The organism is Acidovorax sp. Root267, from assembly GCF_001429215.1.
GTDB lineage: Bacteria > Pseudomonadota > Gammaproteobacteria > Burkholderiales > Burkholderiaceae_C > Acidovorax > Acidovorax radicis.
This window is the reverse complement of the sequence record NZ_LMJC01000002.1, coordinates 14984-34655: the sequence shown is the minus strand read 5'-3', so window position 1 is coordinate 34655 and position 19672 is coordinate 14984. Positions and strand designations below refer to the sequence as shown.

Here is a 19672-nt window from a genome sequence, read left to right as displayed (position 1 = left end):
AGCGGGACCTACAGTTCACCAAAGCGGCATGAACCGGTTCTGAAAGCCGGGTTACAGCCATGTGAGCAGCACATGAACAACGGATGAACGCCAGGTCGCCTGCCCCCCGGCAAGCGGGCGCCAGGACATACTCCCCCACGATTCAATCCGCCGTGGCGTCCAATCGGTAGCCAAAGCCACGCACGGTCTTGATGAGCGCGAGCCCTTGGCCTTCGTCGATCTTGGTGCGCAGGCGGCGCACGTACACATCGACCACGTTCGTCAGCGGGTCCTCGTTGGTGCCCCAGACGTTGGAGAGGATGCGCTCACGGCTGTACACGCGACCGGGGGCGCTCATGAGCAGCTCCAGAAACGCCAGCTCGCGCGCAGTCAGCACGATAGGCTGGCCGGCCCGGCTGGCTTGCATGCGCTCGAGGTCCAGCACCAGGTCGGCGACGTGCAAGGTGCTGGCGCGCGGGCGCTGCTCGCGGCCGCGGCGCAGCAGCGCTTCGATGCGGGCCAGCAGTTCTTCAAACGCAAAGGGCTTGGTGAGGTAGTCGTCCGCGCCCAGGCGCAGTCCGGTGACCTTGTCTTCGGTATTGCTCAGCGCGCTGAGCATCAGCACCGGCAGGTGGTGGCCTTCGGCGCGCAGCGTCTGGCACAGCTCCAGCCCACTCAGGCCAGGCAACATCAGGTCGAGCAACAGCAGCACGCCGGGCTCGGCGCTCCGCGCCAGGGCCAGGCCTTCGGGGCCGGTGCGCGCCAGCTCCACGCGGTAGCCCTCGGCCTTGAGGCCGCGCACCAGGAAGTCGGCCACGCGCGCATCGTCTTCCACGACCAGGATGTGGGTCATACGCGGCGCTCCGGTGATGCGGCTTTGGCGTTGAGGGCGGGGGTTATGGTGGTGCCGTCCATCAACGGCAGCGCGATACGGGCCACGGTGCCCTGTTGCGCCACGCTGGTGATGGCAATGTGCCCGCCGTGTGCCTGCACGATGGACTGCGCGATGGACAGCCCGATGCCCGTCCCATCGGCCCGGTGCGCCCGCGCCCTGCGCCCGCGCACAAAGCGGTCGAACACGTGCGGCAATTCGTCCGCGTCGATGCCGATGCCCGCATCGCGCACCACCACCTCGACCCCTCCCGGAGCAGCCTGGAGCCACAAGCACACGGTGCTGCCGCTGGCCGAGTAGCGCACTGCGTTGTCCAGCACGATCACCAGGGCCTGGCGCAGCCGGTCGGCGTCGGCATGCACGACGACCGCTGGGCCGGGCGGCAGCACATCGCCGCCCTCCTGAGGGCTGGGCGGGCTTGGCAGCAGTTGCACCTGCACGCCATGGGGCGCGCCCAGGGCGGCCGCCTGCTCAGCAGCGTCGCCCAGTAGTGCATGGACGTCCACCGGTGCGGGGTGCATCACCAGCTGGTCGGCGTCGGCTTTGGCAATGAGCATCAGGTCATGGATCACGCGGGTGAGCTGGTCTACGCCCCCCACGATGCGCGCCAGCGTCTGGCGGTATTCGTCCACGGGTTTGTCGCCGCCGCGCAGGGCGATCTCGGCCTCGCCGCGGATGGAGGTGGCGGGGGTGCGCAGTTCGTGGCCCAGGTCTGCAAACAACTGGCGGCGGCGCTGGTCCAGGCGCTGCAGGGTGTCGTGGGCAGCGCTCAGCTCTTGTGTGCGTGCCTGGACCGCGTCTTCCAGGCCACGGCGGGCGGCGTCGGCCTGGGCGCGGTGTTGCTGCAGTTCGGCCGCCATGGCGTTGAAGTGCTGGGCCACGCGGTCGAATTCGTCGTTGGAGCCGGTGGCCACCCGGTGGTCGAGTGCGCCGGCCTGCAGGGCCTGGGTGCCTTCCAGCAGCCGGTCCAGCGGGCGCTGCAACCGTTGCTTGAGGTGCAGGGCCAGTACCACTGCCACGGCCAGGGTGATCAGGGCCATGCCGATGGCCTGCGCGCGCAGCAGATCAAGGCCGCGCTCGGTGGCGGCGCGCGCCACAGGCACGGCCGCGCGCTGGTGCGCAATCGCGCCGTTGATCAATTCGCGCAGGTCGCGCCCGCGCGCCATGTCGAACACCTGCGTGAGTTCAGCCCACAGGGCCGGAAAGTCCGCTCCTTGCTCCAGCGGCACCAGTTGCGCCAATCGTGCTTCCACAGCCTGGATGTTGTCGCGCATCAGCTCTGTTACGCCCACGAGCTGGGGCACCTCGGCCGGCATGCTCACGCCTTCACGGCGCACCATCTCGTTCCACAGCGCCAGATCGCGCTGCACCAGGTCATCCAGGTTGGCGGCGCTGGCGACCATCGCGGCCACCAGACGCTCGCGCTGCTCGGGCTGGGCGTCGGTGTTCATCAACCGCTGCAGGGCCCACACCCGCAGCCGCTGCTTGTTGGCCGACAGGTCGAGCAGCTCCGACTGGATGTCGCTGGCCAGCCGGCTGTGCTGCGCATAGTCGTTGACGCGGTTGGCGCCCCAGTACACAAAGGCGGCCTGGATACACACCAGGGCCACCAGGGCGGCGAATGCGAGGGAGAGTCGTGCGCGGTACATCAGCATTGGGTTTCGTGAACGATCCTCTGGATCGCCTGAAGCAGTAGGACGGACGATAACCCAGCTTGTTTTTTCTTCGATCCACATAGCTGTGCATCCGAATTCATAAATGCGTCTACAACCGAGAGCGCTGCACCGCCGGCAAGACGACGTCGTTCGACTACCTAGGTTTTGCTGGCCTGGATGCCAATGGGCGAATGATGCTGCAGACCTTATGTGTGGCAATCTCTGCGCATGGCCGCTTTGCACAATTGAGCGGTCGGTCACGATTCAAGCATGACAGACTGCAACCGCTGCAGAACCGACCTCTGGTGCGGCAGATTTAGGCTGATTGCGGCCGTGCGAATTTGATGGACGAATGTCGGAGGTTGCCTATAGCTGCCCGCCAGAGTTTTCAGGACGGTCGATCGGTTCGCACTGGAATCTGCCACTCATCTACTGCATTGTGCAAGCGCGGCGACGCTGCTGATCCATGATTGCTCCCTTGTTCGACGAACCGGGGTGCGCTCGGGCGCCCTCGACAATACACCGCTTGCGGCTTATTCGTCCAGGGTCGCAGCTTATGCGTTCAAAGTCGCAGTTGTTTCATTCTTCGTCAGCAACATCGAGGCATTTACTTTGAATCCATCGCGCCCCGGGCGCCCTTGGCGGTTGAGGGAACCAGATCCGACGGTTCAAGCAGAGCGGCGCCCGCACCGCTGACAGAAACCACGTCGAGAACTGCGCCGACCGGAATGAGGCCGAACCCATCGCCACCGCGTCGTTTCGTCGCCGCCGTGAGGTCGCGAGCCGGCTCGAACGGCTCCTCGTCGCCAAGCTGGAAGGTCCCCCAATGCACACCGAAGGAGCGTGCGGCGCCCAGGTCCTCATGGGCTCGCACGGCATCGTCCGGGTCCATGTGCTCGAAACGCATCTGCGCCCGCGGCTGGTAGGCGCCGATTGGCAGTGCTGCCAAGTCAATGGGCCCGACGCGCTGACGGATGTCCTTGAACATCGCCTGCACGTAAGCCGTGTCGCCGGGGAAGTAAAACCGCCTCAGTGAGCCCGCGACCTCGTTTTCCACGACCCAGCCACCCCACAGCGTGGTGTTGTGCTTCCGCGGTCCTCGCCCGCTGCTGTGCTGTGCGGGTACAAACTGGAATGTCACAGCCCCTACCGTCGCCGCTTGCCACCAGTCAAAGGAGTGCGCCGGGGCCTGCACATGGTCTTCGAACCAGGACTCGAGGCCCCGACCCACAAAGAAGCGTGGCGGCCCGCCGCGTTGTCGGGCCAGATGTCGCACCGTGGGCAGGTCAAGATGGTCGTAATGGTCGGGCGACGTCAGCACCACGTCGATGTGCGGCAGTCCGTCGAGCGGCAACGGCAGCGAGGTCAGCCGCGCTGGCCCGAAGCCGGCCACAGGAGCAGCCGTGTCGGTGAGCACGGGGTCGAGCAGCACCCACAGACTGCCTACCCGCATCAGCATCGCTGAGTGGCCCAACCAAGCCACCGCGAAGGGCCGCTGCGCCATGGCTTCGATGTCAAGCGGCACGGTGGGCGGCACCTCGGTGCGGCTGAGATCGCGGGTGATCTGCACCCAGGCGCGGCGCAGGAAGTAGGTGGCGGACACCCGGGCGCCTGTGTCTTCGGTCAGAACATATGGGTTGGCAAAGGTCTGCATTGGCGGTTGCTCCGAGTCATTGAAAACTGTCGAACAGGCCAAGAGCAGACCGCTGCACAGCAATGCAGCCATCGCACCTGCGAGCGGCAAGGAGGGGCGTTTCATTGATCTTGCTCGCGGCCTGGAACATCAACTGCATGGAGACGCCAATCAGTGCGCACCGGGAAAGCACGGCAAGGGGGTATGAATCTTCCTGCCATGGTCAAACGAAATCGACGTGCTTGCGCAGCGGTAACTCGCGGATGCGCTGGCCTGTGGCGGCGAAGATGGCGTTGGCCAGCGCCGGCGCGGCCGGCGGCACGCCCGGCTCGCCGATGCCTTTGATGTTGCCGGTGGTCTGCAAGGCCCTGGTCACGATCTGCGGGGTCTGGTACAGCCGCATGCTGGGATAGTTGTGGAAGTTGGTTTGCTGTGCCGCGCCGTCCGCATAAGTCAACTCGCCCATGATCGCGTGGCCCAGGCCCCAGATCACCGCGCCCGACAGCTGTGCGTCGACATTCACTGGGTCCAGCACCTGGCCCAGTTCGGCAACCACAAATGCCTTGTCGATGCGGATGCCCTTTGGCGTGGCCGAGACCTCCACCACTTCGGCCACCGGTACACCGAAGGACAGAGTGAAGGCCAGCCCGCGGCCGCGTCCCTTGGGCAGCGGCGTGGTCCAGCCGGACAGCTCGCCCACCGTCTGCAGCACCCGTCTGGAGGGTTCGTGGGAGCACAGGCGCAGGCGCTCGGCCAGCGGGTCGGCGCCGGCAGCGAGGATCAACTCGTCCAGAAAACACTCGTGCAGAAAGCCATTGCCCGACGCGCCTACCGCTCGCCATGAACTCACCGGCACCATCTCCGGCACACGATAGCCGGTGACACGGTAGTGGGGGATGGCGAAAGGCTGGTCCCAGGCCCCGGCCACGATGGCCACGTCGGGTCCGAGGGTGGGCACCTTCTGCCGCCCAAGCTGCGAGGCGTTGACCGACTGCGAGGCTATTTCCAGGTCGTAAGCCTGCACCTGACCCTTGGCCGCCATGCCGCGTGCGCGGGCAATGGCCAGCGGACGCGGGTAGTCGTGCGTCATGTCTTCCTCACGGCTCCAGGTCATCTTGATCGGCACGCCCTGGTGGGCCTTGGCCAATTCAACCGCCTGGCGCACGTACTCCTCTTCGAGCCGGGCGCCGAAGCTGCCGCCCATGATCTGCACGTGCACATGGATCTGGTCCTCGGCCAGCCCGCTCACGGCGGCCGCGCCGGCCAGCACGAACAGAGGAACCTGCGTGCCGGTCCAGATATCCAGGCGGCCGTCCTTGAGCAGCACCAAGGCATTCATGGGCTCCAGCGGCGCGTGGGCCAGGTAGGGCACGCGGTATTCGGCCTGCAGAACGCTTGCGGAATCGGCGGCCTTCAAGACGGTTTCGACATCGCCTTCGTCCTTGAAGCGGCTGTCCTGGCGTTCGGGCGTGAAGGACGCGGCCGCCTGCTTGAACATCGCTTCCGATGTCAAGGGGTAGGGCGCCGCGCCCCATTCGATCTCCAGCAGATTGGCCGCCTGGAAGGCGCGCCAGGTGTTGTCGGCAATCACGCCCACGCCGCCTGCGATAGGCACTACCTTCAGCACGCCCTTAGCGGCTTCGGCTTTCCCGGCATCGAAGCGCTTGATGCCGCCGTCCCAGCGCGGATTGGTTCGCACCGTGGCATAGACCATGCCCGGCATCCGCAGATCGATGCCGTACACCGCGGCGCCGGTGGACTTGTCGACGATGTCCAGCCGCTGCATGGGCTTGCCCAGCAGCCGCCATTCGCTGGCGGGCTTGAGTGTCACCTGCGAGGGCGGGCTGAGCTTGCCCGCGGCGGCGGCCAGCGCGGTGTAGGGAATGCGTTTCCCGTCGGGCATGAGCACGTGGCCATCGGCGGTCTTGAGTTGCGCGACCGGTATCCCGGTCTGTTGCGCCGCCGCCGCCAGCAGCATCTGCCGCGCCACGGCCCCGGCTACGCGCAGCTTGTCGAAGGCATCGGGCACGGTGGTTGAACCACCGGTGACCTGAATGCCCAGCATCTTGCCCATCACGTCGCCCGCACCGCGCCCTGTTCGGGCCATGAAGCTGTCGCTGGTGGCCGCAATGGGAAAGCCCTCGGCCACCAGCGCGCCGTTGTAATAGGCGGCGGATGGCGGCCCGGGGTCCACCTGGAACTGGCCCCAGGCAAGGTCCAGCTCTTCGGCGATAAGCGCCGCCTGGATCGAATACGCTCCCTGCCCTTTGTCGGCGCGCGGCGTGGTCAGCGTGATGCCGCTGGCATCGATGCGCACATAGGGGTTGAGCGTGGCCGCGCCGTCGGACAGGCCCTTGAGCAAGGGATTCGCCGGGTCGCGCTTGTAAAGAAAGGTGCCCACCGCCAGGCCGGCGGCCACGGCGCCGGCGCCGATCAGGAAAGTGCGACGGGCAATGCGTGCAATGTTGGTCATGGTTCAAGCCGCTTTCATATGCGAAGCGGCGGTCTTTACCGCCTGACGGATGCGTGGGTACGTGCCACAGCGACACAGGTTGCCCGACATGGCCTGATCGATCTGTTCATCTGTCGGGTTCGGCTCGCTGGCCAGGAATGCCGCGGCCGTCATCATCTGGCCGGCCTGGCAGTAGCCGCATTGGGCGACCTGGTGCTCGATCCACGCCTGCTGCACCGCGTGCAGCGCACCCGGCTGTCCAAGCCCTGCGATGGTGGTCACCGGCGCTTGTACGGCGCTCGCGGGCATCAAGCAGGAACGCACCGCAGCGCCGCCCACGTGCACGGTGCAGGCGCCGCACTGGCCTACGCCGCAACCGTACTTGGGGCCGGTGACGCCGAGTTCATCGCGCAGCACCCACAACAGCGGCATCTCTGGTTCGACATCGACCACATGGTCCTTGCCATCGACGATCAGTTTCATTCTGGTGTTCTCCGGTTGACGGAAATGTGGAACTCAAGCCCCCGCGAAGGGAACGACGGCATGTCGAATCACCTGGAGATCACGAAGCTGCGCAGGCCGACCTGAGGGGATACGTGAAGGCCGGCTGCGCCGCGACTTCAAACGCAGCGGTCAGCGTTCCTATTGCTTCTGATTCCCATGTAGACGATGACAACATGAGCGGACTATACACGGATATGTTGTCAGCGTAAACAATGTGATCTATGTCTACATTTGGTATAATGCGACCACGCCCATTCATGAGCCCCGGGAATACTGGGGATGCCGCCACTTGCCGCCATCAACAAAGACGCTGAACACGAAGCTGGATGCCGTCGATAGGCCATATCACCACGGAGACCTGCGACGCGCGATCGTTGAAACCGCCTCAGCGATGCTGCGCGAGGACAAGGGCTGGCAGTTCACACTGCGCGAGGTGGCGCGCCGGGCAGGCGTCAGCCATGCCGCTCCCTACAAGCACTTCCCTGACAAGGCCGCGCTGCTGCTAGAGCTGGCGTTGCGCGGCTTCGATCAGTTAGGCCAAGAGTTGAAAGCGGCGATAGTTCCTCGACCGCGCTCCGCTCGCAAAGAGTTCCTGGCAGTCGGTGGCGCGTACATCGCCTTCGGTTTGAGCAACCCTGCGCTGTACCGCCTGATGTTCAGCAGCGACGCGGGTGACCTCCAGGTCGCGCACATCAGCGAAAGTGCCTTGTCGGCGCTGGGGGTGCTGCTGGACGTGCTAGCCCGTGGGCAGGAGACCGGCGCCTTCAAGAAACGGCCTTTGCAGGGCCAAGCCGCGGCCTGCTGGGCGCAAGTGCACGGTCTCACCATGCTCAGCATCGACGGTCTTCTCATGCCCGAGAAGGTTGGAAGTGCACCGGTCCAGGCTGCACTGGATACGCTGCTCGACGGCGTCCTCGGCTGAGCAGGCAGCGCCTGGAGCGTGTGCCATTGCCCCGGTGCCGCGTGCTACCCACGCGTGTGCCAGCCTTACGCCTTCAGGACAACCGCCGAGTCGCTCCCGCATGCGCTGCGACTGCACTGGAACTGGCCCGCCTGCCGCAATCCATCCGTGGGGTCGGCCATGTGAAGGACCAGAACCTGACGACGGCCCCAATCCAACCGATCGCGGACGGGCGTCAGCTGTACCTCGTATAGCGACCGCTCGGGCTAGCGCCACCCGCTGAATTCAAGGGCGGCTTGATGGCGCTTATCGTAAGTACGTCGGCCTGCAGTGACGGGCTCCTTTCGCTGCGAGGCCGACGCCAGCAATTTGAGGCTGCTTCAGGCTGAGCTGAGTCATTCGCGGACGTAGGCCTGGACGACGGCGACCTTGAAACTGCGGTCATTGAACGTCGATTGGCTCGACCGACTGCATCTGCCTCAACACCTGCCGCTCGACCGTGGAGTTCGAGAGACGTAGTTCCATGAGGCTTCGATCTGCATAGGAAATCCTAGCCGACTGACTGCGGGCCCTACACGATTGCCCATCAAGCAATCCAAATACATGTGCGCAGACCTTGAATCAACACCGAAAAGGGATTGCAAGAGGCTTCGATCCATGCGTACTTGACCTGGACGTGCAGCATTGTCTTGATCGCAAGCAGGGAGCTTCCGGCCTGAATGGTGAAGCCAGCGTCACGTGCGTTCCCACCCGACCGCTCGTTCCATCGCACCGATAAAAACCGGCGCCTCATGGGTTTTCCAGAGTGGTTTCGTAGCAGTTCTTCGCTTGATGCTGTCGACGTTCCTGTCGAGCACAAGGTGCAAACATTGCGTGATTTCGTCCATGCAGAGCTTTCCACGCTCGGAAAAGCCTTCCACGTAGGTCCATTATTCGGAACAAATTTCATTCAGCTTGGAAGAGACTGTCGGGTGAAGCACATTACCTGTCACCAAAAGTCCGAATGATGGAATCATGTCTGAACAAATCGAAGTAGCGCGATACCCGATGCAGATCGGTGGAAAGGCGCACAACCCGCGCAGTGGAGAGTGGCTCGGCTCGCTGAATCCGGCAACCGAAGAGGTCTGGGCGATGATTCCCCGCGCAAGCGTGGAGGATGCCGAAGTGGCTGCAGCGGCCGCGCATGAAGCGCTGCGCGGCGCATGGGCGAAGCTGACGCCCACCCAACGCGGCGCCCTGATGTTCCGCCTTGCGGACCTCTTGGAACGGGACGCGGAGCTGCTCGCGCAGTTGGACGCACGCGACAATGGCAAGCCCATATCCGAGCTGCGCAAGCAATACGCCTACCTGCCTCAGCATTGGCGTTACTTTGGGGGCCTTGTCGACAAGCTTGAGGCCCAAGTCATCCCGGTCGACCGCAATGGGGTGTTCAACTTCACGCGCCATGAGCCCGTGGGTGTGGTTCTCGCCATCACCCCCTGGAATTCCCCGCTTGTCATCGCTTCGTGGAAGGTTGCTCCTGCCCTTGCTGCAGGCTGCACGACCATCGTCAAGCCGTCCGAGCATGCGTCGATTTCCACGCTGCACTTTGCCAAGTTGGTGGCTGAGGCCGGGTTCCCGGCCGGCGTTGTGAATGTGGTGACCGGCTACGGGCACGAGGTCGGCGAGGCACTGGTCGCTCACGCGAAGGTCGCGAAAGTCACCTTCACAGGGGGGGAAGCTGGCGGGCGCGCCGTCTCAACCCTCGCGGCGAAGCACCTCAAACCCACGGTGATGGAGTTGGGCGGTAAGTCGCCGGTCATCGTCTTCGACGATGCGGACCTCGACCGGGCGGTTCCGACGGTTGCCGTCGGCATCTTTTCTTCCAGCGGCCAGTCCTGTGTCGCAGGTTCGCGGCTCTTGCTGCAGGCAGGCATCTACGACGAGTTCCTTAGACGTCTCATCGACCGGGCCCGTGCCATTGTCGTTGGCGATCCTCTTTCAGCAGAGACGGCGATGGGACCGATCACGACCCGCGCCCAGTTCGAAATGATCCAGTCGCACCTTTTCGATGCGCACGAACAGGGAGCCATTTGCGCGTTCAAAGGCGAGCGCTCTTCGAATTTCCCTAGTGGAGGCTTGTTTTTGCCCCCTCATATTTTCACCGGCGTGACCCCGCAGATGCGAGTGTGGCGGGAGGAGGTCTTCGGGCCCGTGCTCGCCGTGATGCGCTTCGAGACCGAGGCCGAAGCAGTCGCAATCGCCAACGATTCTCCCTTCGGGTTGGCGGCTGGATTGTGGACCCGCGATCTGGACCGCGCGTTGCGGCTGCACAAGGAACTCCAGGCAGGGACGGTCTGGATCAACAGTTATCGCGGGGTGAGCAGCATGACCCCGCTGGGCGGTTTCAAGAGGTCCGGCTTCGGCCGTGAGAACGGGCAGGAGGCTGTGCGCGAGTTCCTGCAAACCAAGAGCGTATGGATGGAGTACCAATGAACGACACAACCCAGCTTCAGGGCGCTTCCATCCTGAATGCCCTCAAGGGCGCAGGAATCGAGTACGTCATTTCTGTCCCCGACCTGACTACCTCCGAGGGTGTCTTGCGCCCGCTCGCCAAAGACACGCATCTCAAGCTGGTCCGGGTATGCCGAGAGGAGGAAGCCATAGCCATCTGCGCCGGGCTCCTGGCGGGCGGCAAGCGCGCGGCCGTCTTGATCCAGTACACGGGATTCATGGCGTCCATGAACGCGATACGCGCCATCGCAATGGAGTACCGCCAGCCAATCTGCATGTTGGTGGGCCTGCTGTTCGTGGACGCTCCCGAGGATCCGAGGCAGTCCGTCAACTACGGCGTCAACCGAATGATCCCGTTGATCGAAGCGCTGGGTATGCCGTATCGACTGGCAAGGAATGACGACGAAGCCGCCGCGATTGCACCGGCCCTCACTCAAGCTTTCGAACGCAGTGAACCCCTCACCGTCCTCATTACCCGCTATCCCAGTGCCTAAGCCATGAAACGTGACGCTTGCTTCCGGCTGCTTGCCGATCTTCTGCCCCACGACATAGTGGTGTCCACCTACTCGTCTGCCTTCGAGTGGCTCGCGATTCGGCCCCACCCTCTGAACTACGTGGCCGTGGGCGCGATGGGCTTGGCGTCCTCCCACGCGCTGGGCCTGGCGCTGGCCATGCCGCAGCGGCGCATCGTGGTGCTCGACGGAGATGGCAGCTTGCTGATGAACCTTGGAACGCTGGTCACCATCGCGGCGGCCGCGCCGAAGAACCTCATCCACTTCGTCTCGCGCAACGGAAGCTACGAAGCGAATGGTGGGCACCCCATCCCGGCACAAGGCGTTCTCGATTTTGTCGGGATTGCGCGCAGCGCGGGATACCGCCATGCCGAATCGTTCTCTGCGCTACCGGCCTTTGCAGCCAGGGCCGAGTCGCTGTTGAGCGCACCCGGTCCGACGTTCGTCGAGCTTCATCTCGAAGCGGGTGACACCTCACCTGCACCTGACTATGAGCACATTCATGGCGAACGCGCACGCTGCGAATTTGCTCAGGCCCTCAGAAGTAGCTGACCCATCTCGGCTTGACAAAAAGAAGGAGACAAAAAATGACATCACCGATAAATGCAGCAGCGGGGGCCCCGCCATCACCACTGCTGGAGGTGCGACAGGTCGGCGTGCGTTTCGGCGGCGTGCAGGCGCTTGGGGACGTGAGCTTGGCGCTGCAGCCGGGCGAGATCTGCGGACTCATTGGCCCGAACGGAGCCGGCAAGACCACGCTATTCAATTGCATCACGCGTCTTTGCGGGATCTCGGGCGGCAGCATCGTTTTCGAGGGGCGCGACATCGTAGCGCTGCACCCGCGCCAAGTGATTGCAACCGGCATAGCGCGTACTTTCCAGAACGTCGGCCTGTACCCTGGTATGACTGTTCTGGAGAACGTGATGCTGGGTGCGCACCACCGCGCACGCCAGGGCCTGATCACCAGTCTGTTCCAGCCGCGTCGCACGGCGCGCGCCGAGCGAGAACTGGCCGAGCGCTGCCATGGCATCCTGACCGAACTGGACCTGCAGGCGCTTGCGGCGGAGCCGGCCGGCGCGCTGCCGTATCCCACCCAGAAGCGCGTGGAGATCGCGCGGGCGCTGGCCTCTGAACCGCGCCTGCTGCTGCTGGACGAACCGGCAGGCGGTTTGACGCACGGCGAGGTAGCGCAGTTTGGCGACTTGGTGCGGGGCATCTGTGCGAGGCACCGTCTCACCGTGCTGCTGGTGGAACACCACATGGGATTGGTGATGAACTTGTGCCACCGGATCGTCGTCATGAACCTGGGGCGCAACCTGGCCCAGGGTGACCCGGCGAGCGTCCGCGCCAATCCGCAAGTGGTGGCCGCGTATCTCGGGAGATCGGCATGAGCCTTCTGCAAGTCCGTGGCCTGCATGCGGGCTACGGTGCCACGCAGGTGCTGCGTGGCATCAGCATCGACGTGCATGCCGGTGAGATCGTCGCGCTGCTCGGTGCCAACGGCGCCGGCAAGACAACCACCTTGCGCGCACTGTCCGGGCTGCTTCCGACGCGCGGGCAGGTGCTTTTCGACGGTCTCGACATTGGCACTATCCCCCCGGCGCGCCGCTTTGCGCTCGGCCTGGCGCATGTGCCCCAGGGGCGTGGCACCTTTGGCGACTTCACGGTCGAGGACAACCTGGCGCTGGGTGCCTACACCGTGCCATCACGCCGCCAGATTGCCACCGACATGGAGCGTTGGTTCGAGGTATTCCCTCGGCTGCGCGAGCGGCGGCGGCAACGCGCCGCCTGGCTGAGCGGCGGCGAGCAGCAGATGCTGGCGATTGCCCGCGCCCTGATGTCGAGGCCGCGCGTGCTGATGTGCGACGAACCGTCACTCGGCCTGGCGCCCGCCGTCACGCAGGAAATGTTCCGTGTGTTCGAGCGCATCAACCGCGAGCATGGGACCACGCTGCTCATCGTGGAACAGAACGCCGACCTCACGCTACGTCTGGCACAGCGTGCCTATGTCATGGAAACCGGCGAGATCACGCTGCAGGGCAGCAGTGACGAGTTGCTGGTGTCGCCCGCCATCCAGCAGTCCTATCTTGGAGCCTGATATGCAGTTACTTATGCAACAGATCGTCGACGGCCTGGCTGTCGGCGCCATCTATGCGGCACTCGCGCTAGCGCTGGTGTTGATTTTCGGTGCCACGCGCATCGTCAACTTCGGACAGAGTGAGATGGCGACCTTCTGCGCCTTCCTGGCTTGGCAGCTGTGCGAGTGGGGCATGCCCGTCGCGCTGGCCCTGGCGGTTTCGGCGGTGCTGGCGTTCGTGCTCGGCGCTGCAGTGTTCCAACTGGTGGTGCGTCCGGTATCGCGCGCCTCAGTGGAAACCGTGGTGGTGGTGACGCTCGGCCTGTTCCTCGCGTTCCAGGCGCTGTGCCTGTGGCTGTGGGGGGCCGATCAGCGGACTTTTCCCGTATTGTTCCCAACCGGGGGCTGGACCTTGGCTGGTGTGCGCTTGACCGCCTACAACCTGGGTGTGCTGGGCGTGCTTTGCGCCCTGGCGCTGTCGCTCGCCGCGCTGTTCCGCTTCACCCGCCTGGGTCTCGGGCTGCGCGCCGCGGCAGCCGATGCAGACAAGAGCACGATCGTCGGTATCCGGGTGGAGGTGATGCTGATGCTCGGCTGGGGCCTGGCCTGTGTGGTCGGCTTCCTCGCTGCCGTGCTCGTCGCGCCGCGCCTGTTCCTGAGCCCCACCATGATGGCTCCGGTGCTGGTGTATGCGCTGGCGGCCGCCACGCTCGGCGGCTGGACCAGCGCGATCGGAGCCGTGGTGGGTGGCCTCTTGATCGGGGTCGCCGAGAGCGTGGGTGCGACCTTTTTGCCCTTCATCGGCTCCGAGCTTCGCCTGCTGATCCCGCTGGTGCTCACGCTGGCAGTGCTGCTGCTGCGGCCGCAGGGACTGTTTGGTCAAGTAATGGCGGTGCGCGTATGAATGCCTTGCGACCTACTTCTGCCGCGCGTTTCGATCCGCCACGATCCGCTCGCTTCGCCATGGCGCACTGGGCCAAATCTGCTCCGCTCGCGCTGGTCCTGCTCGTGATTGTGCTGCTCCCTCTGCTTCCGAACTTCTTGCTCATGCAGGTGAGCACGGCCCTGACTTTCGCGCTCGCCATTCTTGGTCTCAACCTGCTGCTCGGCTTCGCGGGCCAGGTGTGCCTGGCGCAGGGCGCGCTGTTTGCCTGCGGTGCCTACACCACGGCCATCCTGGTGGCACAGGGGGGCTGGCCGGCGCTCGCGACACTGCCTGCTGCAGCCGCCATCACCGCGCTGGCCGGTGTCGTGATCGGCCTACCAGCATTGCGGCTGGGCGGGCTCCAGCTGGCCATTGTCACCTTTGGCGTCGCGGTGCTCACCCCGCAGCTGATCCTGAAGTTCGACAGCCTGACCCGTGGCGTCACCGGCATCACATTCGATCCCCCGGCGCCGCCAGCGTGGCTGCCGGTAGGGCCCGACCTGTGGTTGTACGCACTGTGCGTGACCGCGACCGCCGTATGTACCGTCCTTGCGCTGCGCATGACGCGCGGCGACAGCGGTCGCGCCCTGCAGGCCCTGCGCGACAACCCGCTGGTCGCCAGCTCGCTCGGAGTGGACCTGGTTCGGGCACGGCTGGCCGCCTTCGCCGTCAGCTCTGCCTTCGCCGGGCTGGGCGGTGGGCTGTTCGCCATTCTCAACGGCTACGTGAGCCCGCAGTCCTTCCTGGCAGGGCGCTCGATCGAGATCCTGATCGGCGCCATCGTCGGCGGCATCGGCAGCGTCAGCGGCGCCTTCCTCGGTGCACTGTTCGTGGTGTTCGTGCCGGAATGGACCGCCGAACTCAGCCCGGCGCTAGGGGGCCTGATCTATGGCGCCTGCTTGATCGCGATGATGCTCGTTGCCCGCGATGGCTTGGTTGGCTTGGCACGGCGCATCGCGCCCACCGTGTTCTCACTCGCCCGCAAGGGCCTTCCCCCTCGGTCGGCCGCTACGGCCACCACTCCCCACCACAACAACCAGGAGACATCCCCATGACCGCTCTTTCCAACGTGAAGCGCCGCAGCGCTCTGCGCATCGCAGCCGCCGTGCTCAGCCTGGCCGCTGCCGCAGCCCAGGCGGCTGAACCCGGCATCACCGACAAGACCATTCGCATCGGCATCTCGGCGCCGCTCACTGGCCCGGTCGCCGGTGTCGGTGCCGTGTCGGAAGGCATACGCACCAAGGTCGCCGCAGTGAACGCAGCAGGTGGTGTCAAGATGGGCGACGGCATGGCGCGCACGATCGAACTGGTGATCCAGGACGACGCGATCGATCCGCAGCGCACGCTTGCCAACGTGCGCAAGATGGTGGAGCAGACCGAGGTGTTCGCGCTGGTGGGCGTGTCCGGCACACCTAACAACCAGGCAATTGGCCGCTATGTCGAGCAGCGCAAGGTGCCCAACCTCTTTATGTATTCGGGCGTGCAGGAGCTGGCCGAGGGACCCAACTGGATGATCGGGCTGGTGCCGTCGTTCACCACCGAGGCAGCAGTGTTTGCCGAGTACCTGAAAACAAGCAAGCCGGACGCCAAGGTGGCGCTGCTGTTCCTCAACACCGAGACTGGCCAGACCTTCAAGGCCGCCTTCGCCAATGCACTGAAGGGCTCGCGCGTGCAGATTACGGCCGAACAGGCGGTGACGCCGGTCGATCCCACCATCGACACCCAAATGATCAACCTCAAGGCATCTAGTGCAGACACGCTGGTCATCATCGCGCCACCGCGCCAGGGCGCGCAGGCGGTGAAGTTCGCCAGCGAGAGTGGCTGGAAGCCGGAGACACTGCTCTCATACATTGCCTCCTCGGTCGCTGCCCTCAGGCCTGCGGGCCTTGCCAATGCCAAGGGGCTGGTCACCAGCCAGTTCGTGAAGCCGGTGGAAGCAGCCGCTTTTGCAGACGACGCTGGAGTCAAGCGCTACCTGGCCGACCATGCGGCGGCCAAGCCACGCTTCGACAGGACCGATTCGCAAGGACAAGTCGGCTACCTGACGGGCGAAGCGCTGGTGCGCGTGCTGGAGCTGATGCGCCAGCCGACGCGACAGGCCATGCTGGACGCCGCGCGCAACCTGGACAGGGTTGAACTGGGCATGCTGCTGCCCGGCATCACGCTGAGCACGCGCGCGGGCACCGATCCCTATCCCATCGAGAGCCTGCAGCTGATGCGCTTCGACGGCGAGACCTACCAGCCGTTGGGCAAGCTGGTTTCGTTCGAGGCCCGTACCCCCAAGCACTGAACATGGCCGCGTCTTTCACACGCCGCCATTGGCTGCAAGGCTTGGCGGCAGTTGGGTCCTGCACCGTGGCTCCAGCATTGCGGGCTGCGGACGATGTGGGCAACGCGATCCGGATCGGGCGCGTGCTGCCGTACGGAGTTCCGGCTTTCGCCAGCATGGCCCGCCAGCGCGCGCAAGGCGCCGACGCCTGCATGGCGCACACCAACGCGAGCGGAGGCATCGCCGGCCAGCGCATCGTTGTCCTCGACCGCGACGACGGTTACGACACTGCACGGGCCGCACGCGAGACGCAATCGCTGCTGTCGCAGGATGGAGTTTTCGCCCTGCTCGGCGCCTTCGGCACGCCGACCGTGCCGGCAGTGATCGAGGTGGCCGAACGCATGGGCGCGCCACTGGTGGGCGCCTCCAGCATCGCCAACGATGCACGCCAGCCGCCGCGCCGCTGGATATTCCCGGTGCGCGTCTCGGCCATCGAGGAAGCGGCCGCCACCGTGCGGCATCAGATGACGCTGGGCGCGCAGCGCTTCATGGTACTGACGAGTCGCGAGGCCTACGGCCCTTCCGGCGCAGCGGCGTACACGAGCGCGCTGCACCGAGCGGGCCGGAAGTTCGGCGAACTGGCGTTTGAAGCGAGCGACGATGCGAAGCGGGTGGCGGCGCAGTTGCTGCAGGCGCGACCCGAAGTCATCTTCATCTCGGTGCTGCCCAAGCCGTTCGCCGGTGTGCTGCGCGCCTACCGCGGGGGCGGCGGCGCGGCCCGCATCTTCGGCCTCTCGGTCATTCGCGCCGAGGACCTGCGGGCCGAGCTCGGTCCGCTGGCCGTGGGCATTGGGCTTTCGCAACCGGTTCCGGCGCCCACCAGCCCCACGTCGGCGCTTGCCGGCGAATACCGCGCGCATCTGGCCCGCCTCGATCCTGCGGCACAGCCGTCCTTCCACGGTCTGGAGGGCTATTTGGAAGCTCGTGTACTGGTGGAAGGCCTGCGGCGAGCCGGACCACGCGCCACACGCGAACAACTGGTGCGCGCGCTGGAGTCGTTCCGACCACTGGAGCTGGGTGGACTGTTGGTGCGCTATGGCGCAGGTGACCGCACGGGTAGCACGTTTTCCGAGCTGGTGCTGCTGGGTTCGGGCAGGTCGATCGTGCGCTAAGCCAATGGGCATAGCGTCGCTCGGATCCACAATGTCGATCCATCGACATGGGCCTTTTCTGACGCTTACGAAAGCTCACAGCGCAGTTTGATTGCAAATACCTTTATGCCAGACTGTTCTCGCTCGGCGCAGCACCGGCTGAAGCGGAAACGGTCATCCGTGTGCGTCAGCCCGCCTCCAGCCTGATGTTCGCATCGCTGATGATCTTGCGGTACAGCGCGATCTGCTCCTTCCAGTAGCGGGCGAACTCGTTCGGCGCCATGGGAGCACCCTCAGCACCGAACTCCTGCAGCCTGGCCACCAGTTGCGCCGAGCCCGCCGCCTTGCGGATTTCCGCAGCCAGTCGGTCCACAATTGGCCCCGCCGTGCCGGGAGGCGCAAACACGCCGGTCCAGAAGGGCAGGTCGTAACCCGGCAGCACTTCAGCCATGGCTGGCACGTGAGGCAGCACGGTACTGCGCTGCTTCGATGTGACTGCTAGCGGCCTGACCCTTCCGGCTTTGATATGGCCCGACTGTGGCGGCACGCCGTCGAACAGCATGTGAACCTGGCCGGACATCAGATCGGGCATCACCGAAGCCGTTCCTTTGTAAGGGATGTGCAGGATGCGTACTTTGGCGAGCAGCTTGAACCACTCGGCAGCCAGGTGAGTGCCTGTGCCGACGCCGGCCGAGCCATAGGTGTACTTCGTCGGGTTGGCACGCAGCAGTGCGATGAACTCGCGCAGGTTGCCAGCTGGAATCGCGGAGTTCACCACCATGACGAGGGGGAAGCGTGCAGCCATGGAAACCGGCGTGAGCGCATTCGCGGCGTCGAACGGCAGTTTGGGCAGCGACGCTGCATTCACCGCCGCGGTGGTGGCTTGAAAGATCAGCGTGTAGCCGTCCGGCGCGGCCCGGGCGAGCATCCCCGAGGCGATGGTGCCGCCGGCACCGCCCACATTTTCAACCACATAAGGCTGTCCCATCTGCTCGGACAGCCGTTGTGCGAACATGCGGGCCAGTTGGTCGATGCCTCCACCAGCAGTGGACGGCACGAGCAGGCGCACCGGTTTGCCAGGATAGGGCTCCTGCGCGTGAACGGCCGCAGTTGGCGCGCAGCCGGCCGCTACCATGGCGTGGGTGAATTGGCGTCGCTTCATGTGGTGGGGCCCGGGTATTTTGAGGGTCCAAAAATATGGACCGTTAACGCGCCTCAATCTTCCCGCTCCTGGAGCTTCAACGGCAACACTTCAATTTATTGTTCCATTACTTGGACCTCTTGTGGACGGTCGGCTTTCCCTCGGCGGCGCGGAAACGCCGCACGCTGCCAGTGCCAGTGCCGCTTTCAGCAGTCGCAATTCGTTGTTCGACGTGGTTGGCATGGATGCGAAGGATCCGCACGATCTCCGGAATGCGAGACGGTGGCAGGCGGTCGTTGATGGCCGCTGTCCCGATGCCTGCAATGGGTCGGCCCGCGCCGTCGCGGATCACGACAGCAACACCGCGCACGCCCTTGAGCATGAGGCCGTCACTCAGTGCGTAGCCTGCTTTGCGGGCGCCTTGCACGGATTCCCGGATATGCCGTAACCCCGCATCGGGAAAGCGGGCCAGGCTGCCCTTGACGGCGTCGAGCACGGTCTCCGTCTCCTCCGGAGACAGCGCTGCAAGCAGAGCCACCCCCGTAGCACCCACGCCCAGCGGGCGGCGGGTTCCCACTTCCACTGTGAAGGCTTTCACCGGATAGGCGCCGGCCTGCCGGTCGATGCAGACTGTTTCGGTGCCGCTGCGGATCGAAAGGAAAGCAGTGTCGCCGGTCTTTGTAGCGACGGCAGCGAGATCCTCCGCAGCGAGTTCCTTGAGGTCGTAGACCGTACGGTTGGCCGACCACCCCAGCACCGCCATTTCCTGGCCCAGTCGATACCGACGACTGTCCTCCACCTGCTCGACCATCCCTTGTTCCTTCAAGGTGCCAAGGATGCGGTGCACCGTCGGTTTAGTCAGGCCGGATGTCTGCTGCAGATCTACAAGCCGGTAGCCTTCAGCGCCACCAGCTGCCAGGATGCGGATCAGACCTATTGCGCGCTCAAGTGTCTGGGTACTCATCAATGGGTCCAATTTACGGAATGGTACCTGTGATTCTGCCTCATTGATCGCCCATGCACCAGTCGCTCTATTCATGAAATGGGTCCAAATAGTGGAACACAGTGACAAAGACTTGTAGCCCGTC

17 protein-coding genes are annotated in these 19672 nt (G+C 64.8%); 10 read left to right on the top strand and 7 right to left on the bottom strand.

Annotated elements, in window-relative coordinates; genetic code table 11:
- Positions 1-142: 142 nt before the first annotated feature.
- The 5 genes from ASE39_RS04465 to ASE39_RS04445 all read right to left on the bottom strand — a co-directional run bounded on the left by ASE39_RS04465 (position 143) and on the right by ASE39_RS04445 (position 7094).
- Positions 143-832 (bottom strand): response regulator transcription factor, encoded by a 690-nt coding sequence (locus ASE39_RS04465; RefSeq protein WP_057228288.1) that lies wholly within the window; start codon positions 830-832, stop codon positions 143-145.
- A complete protein-coding gene (locus tag ASE39_RS04460; RefSeq protein ID WP_057228589.1) occupies positions 829-2520 on the bottom strand; it encodes a HAMP domain-containing sensor histidine kinase in 1692 nt (563 codons plus the stop codon). Before ASE39_RS04460 ends, ASE39_RS04465 begins: the two co-directional genes overlap by 4 nt.
- Before the next feature lie 613 nt (positions 2521-3133).
- Positions 3134-4285, bottom strand: coding sequence for an MBL fold metallo-hydrolase (locus ASE39_RS04455; RefSeq protein ID WP_082615333.1), 1152 nt, complete (start codon positions 4283-4285; stop codon positions 3134-3136).
- Between the two features lie 97 nt (positions 4286-4382).
- Complete coding sequence (locus ASE39_RS04450) at positions 4383-6632, bottom strand: molybdopterin cofactor-binding domain-containing protein (protein ID WP_057228332.1); 2250 nt, start codon at positions 6630-6632, stop codon at positions 4383-4385.
- A 3-nt stretch (positions 6633-6635) separates the two neighbouring features.
- Positions 6636-7094, bottom strand: coding sequence for a (2Fe-2S)-binding protein (locus ASE39_RS04445; RefSeq protein WP_057228333.1), 459 nt, complete (start codon positions 7092-7094; stop codon positions 6636-6638).
- A 235-nt stretch (positions 7095-7329) separates the two neighbouring features.
- Here ASE39_RS04445 and ASE39_RS04440 point away from each other — a divergent pair, with 235 nt between their 5' ends.
- From ASE39_RS04440 to ASE39_RS04395, 10 genes are all read left to right on the top strand, one after another.
- Positions 7330-8037, top strand: coding sequence for a TetR/AcrR family transcriptional regulator (locus ASE39_RS04440; protein WP_241777053.1), 708 nt, complete (start codon positions 7330-7332; stop codon positions 8035-8037).
- 993 nt (positions 8038-9030) lie between these two features.
- Positions 9031-10491 carry an aldehyde dehydrogenase gene (locus tag ASE39_RS04435; protein WP_057270355.1) on the top strand — a complete coding sequence of 487 codons (1461 nt, stop codon included), beginning with the start codon at positions 9031-9033 and terminating at the stop codon, positions 10489-10491.
- Entirely contained in the window at positions 10488-11003 is a 516-nt protein-coding gene (locus ASE39_RS04430) for a thiamine pyrophosphate-binding protein (protein WP_057270354.1), read from the top strand. Before ASE39_RS04435 ends, ASE39_RS04430 begins: the two co-directional genes overlap by 4 nt.
- 3 nt (positions 11004-11006) lie before the next feature.
- On the top strand, positions 11007-11573 hold the full coding sequence (locus ASE39_RS04425) for a thiamine pyrophosphate-dependent enzyme (RefSeq protein ID WP_057270353.1): 567 nt from the start codon (positions 11007-11009) through the stop codon (positions 11571-11573).
- Positions 11574-11608: 35 nt separating this feature from the next.
- The gene (locus tag ASE39_RS04420) at positions 11609-12412 is read left to right on the top strand and encodes an ABC transporter ATP-binding protein (RefSeq protein WP_057270352.1); all 804 of its coding nucleotides are present in this window, start codon (positions 11609-11611) and stop codon (positions 12410-12412) included.
- Positions 12409-13119 (top strand): ABC transporter ATP-binding protein, encoded by a 711-nt coding sequence (locus tag ASE39_RS04415; protein WP_057270351.1) that lies wholly within the window; start codon positions 12409-12411, stop codon positions 13117-13119. Before ASE39_RS04420 ends, ASE39_RS04415 begins: the two co-directional genes overlap by 4 nt.
- Positions 13120-13132: 13 nt before the next feature.
- Entirely contained in the window at positions 13133-14002 is an 870-nt protein-coding gene (locus ASE39_RS04410) for a branched-chain amino acid ABC transporter permease (RefSeq protein ID WP_199864241.1), read from the top strand.
- Entirely contained in the window at positions 13999-15078 is a 1080-nt protein-coding gene (locus ASE39_RS04405; RefSeq protein ID WP_199864240.1) for a branched-chain amino acid ABC transporter permease, read from the top strand. The genes ASE39_RS04410 and ASE39_RS04405 overlap by 4 nt, the downstream gene beginning before the upstream one ends.
- Positions 15075-16313: an ABC transporter substrate-binding protein gene (locus ASE39_RS04400; protein ID WP_057270349.1), complete on the top strand. Its 1239-nt coding sequence runs from the start codon at positions 15075-15077 to the stop codon at positions 16311-16313. Before ASE39_RS04405 ends, ASE39_RS04400 begins: the two co-directional genes overlap by 4 nt.
- Positions 16314-16315: 2 nt before the next feature.
- Positions 16316-17464 carry an ABC transporter substrate-binding protein gene (locus ASE39_RS04395; protein WP_057270348.1) on the top strand — a complete coding sequence of 383 codons (1149 nt, stop codon included), beginning with the start codon at positions 16316-16318 and terminating at the stop codon, positions 17462-17464.
- A gap of 166 nt (positions 17465-17630) precedes the next feature.
- Here the strand turns inward: ASE39_RS04395 and ASE39_RS04390 are convergent, their stop codons facing one another.
- Positions 17631-18605 (bottom strand): tripartite tricarboxylate transporter substrate binding protein, encoded by a 975-nt coding sequence (locus ASE39_RS04390; RefSeq protein ID WP_057270347.1) that lies wholly within the window; start codon positions 18603-18605, stop codon positions 17631-17633.
- 106 nt (positions 18606-18711) lie between these two features.
- Positions 18712-19548: an IclR family transcriptional regulator gene (locus ASE39_RS04385; protein ID WP_057270346.1), complete on the bottom strand. Its 837-nt coding sequence runs from the start codon at positions 19546-19548 to the stop codon at positions 18712-18714.
- Positions 19549-19672 lie beyond the last annotated feature (124 nt).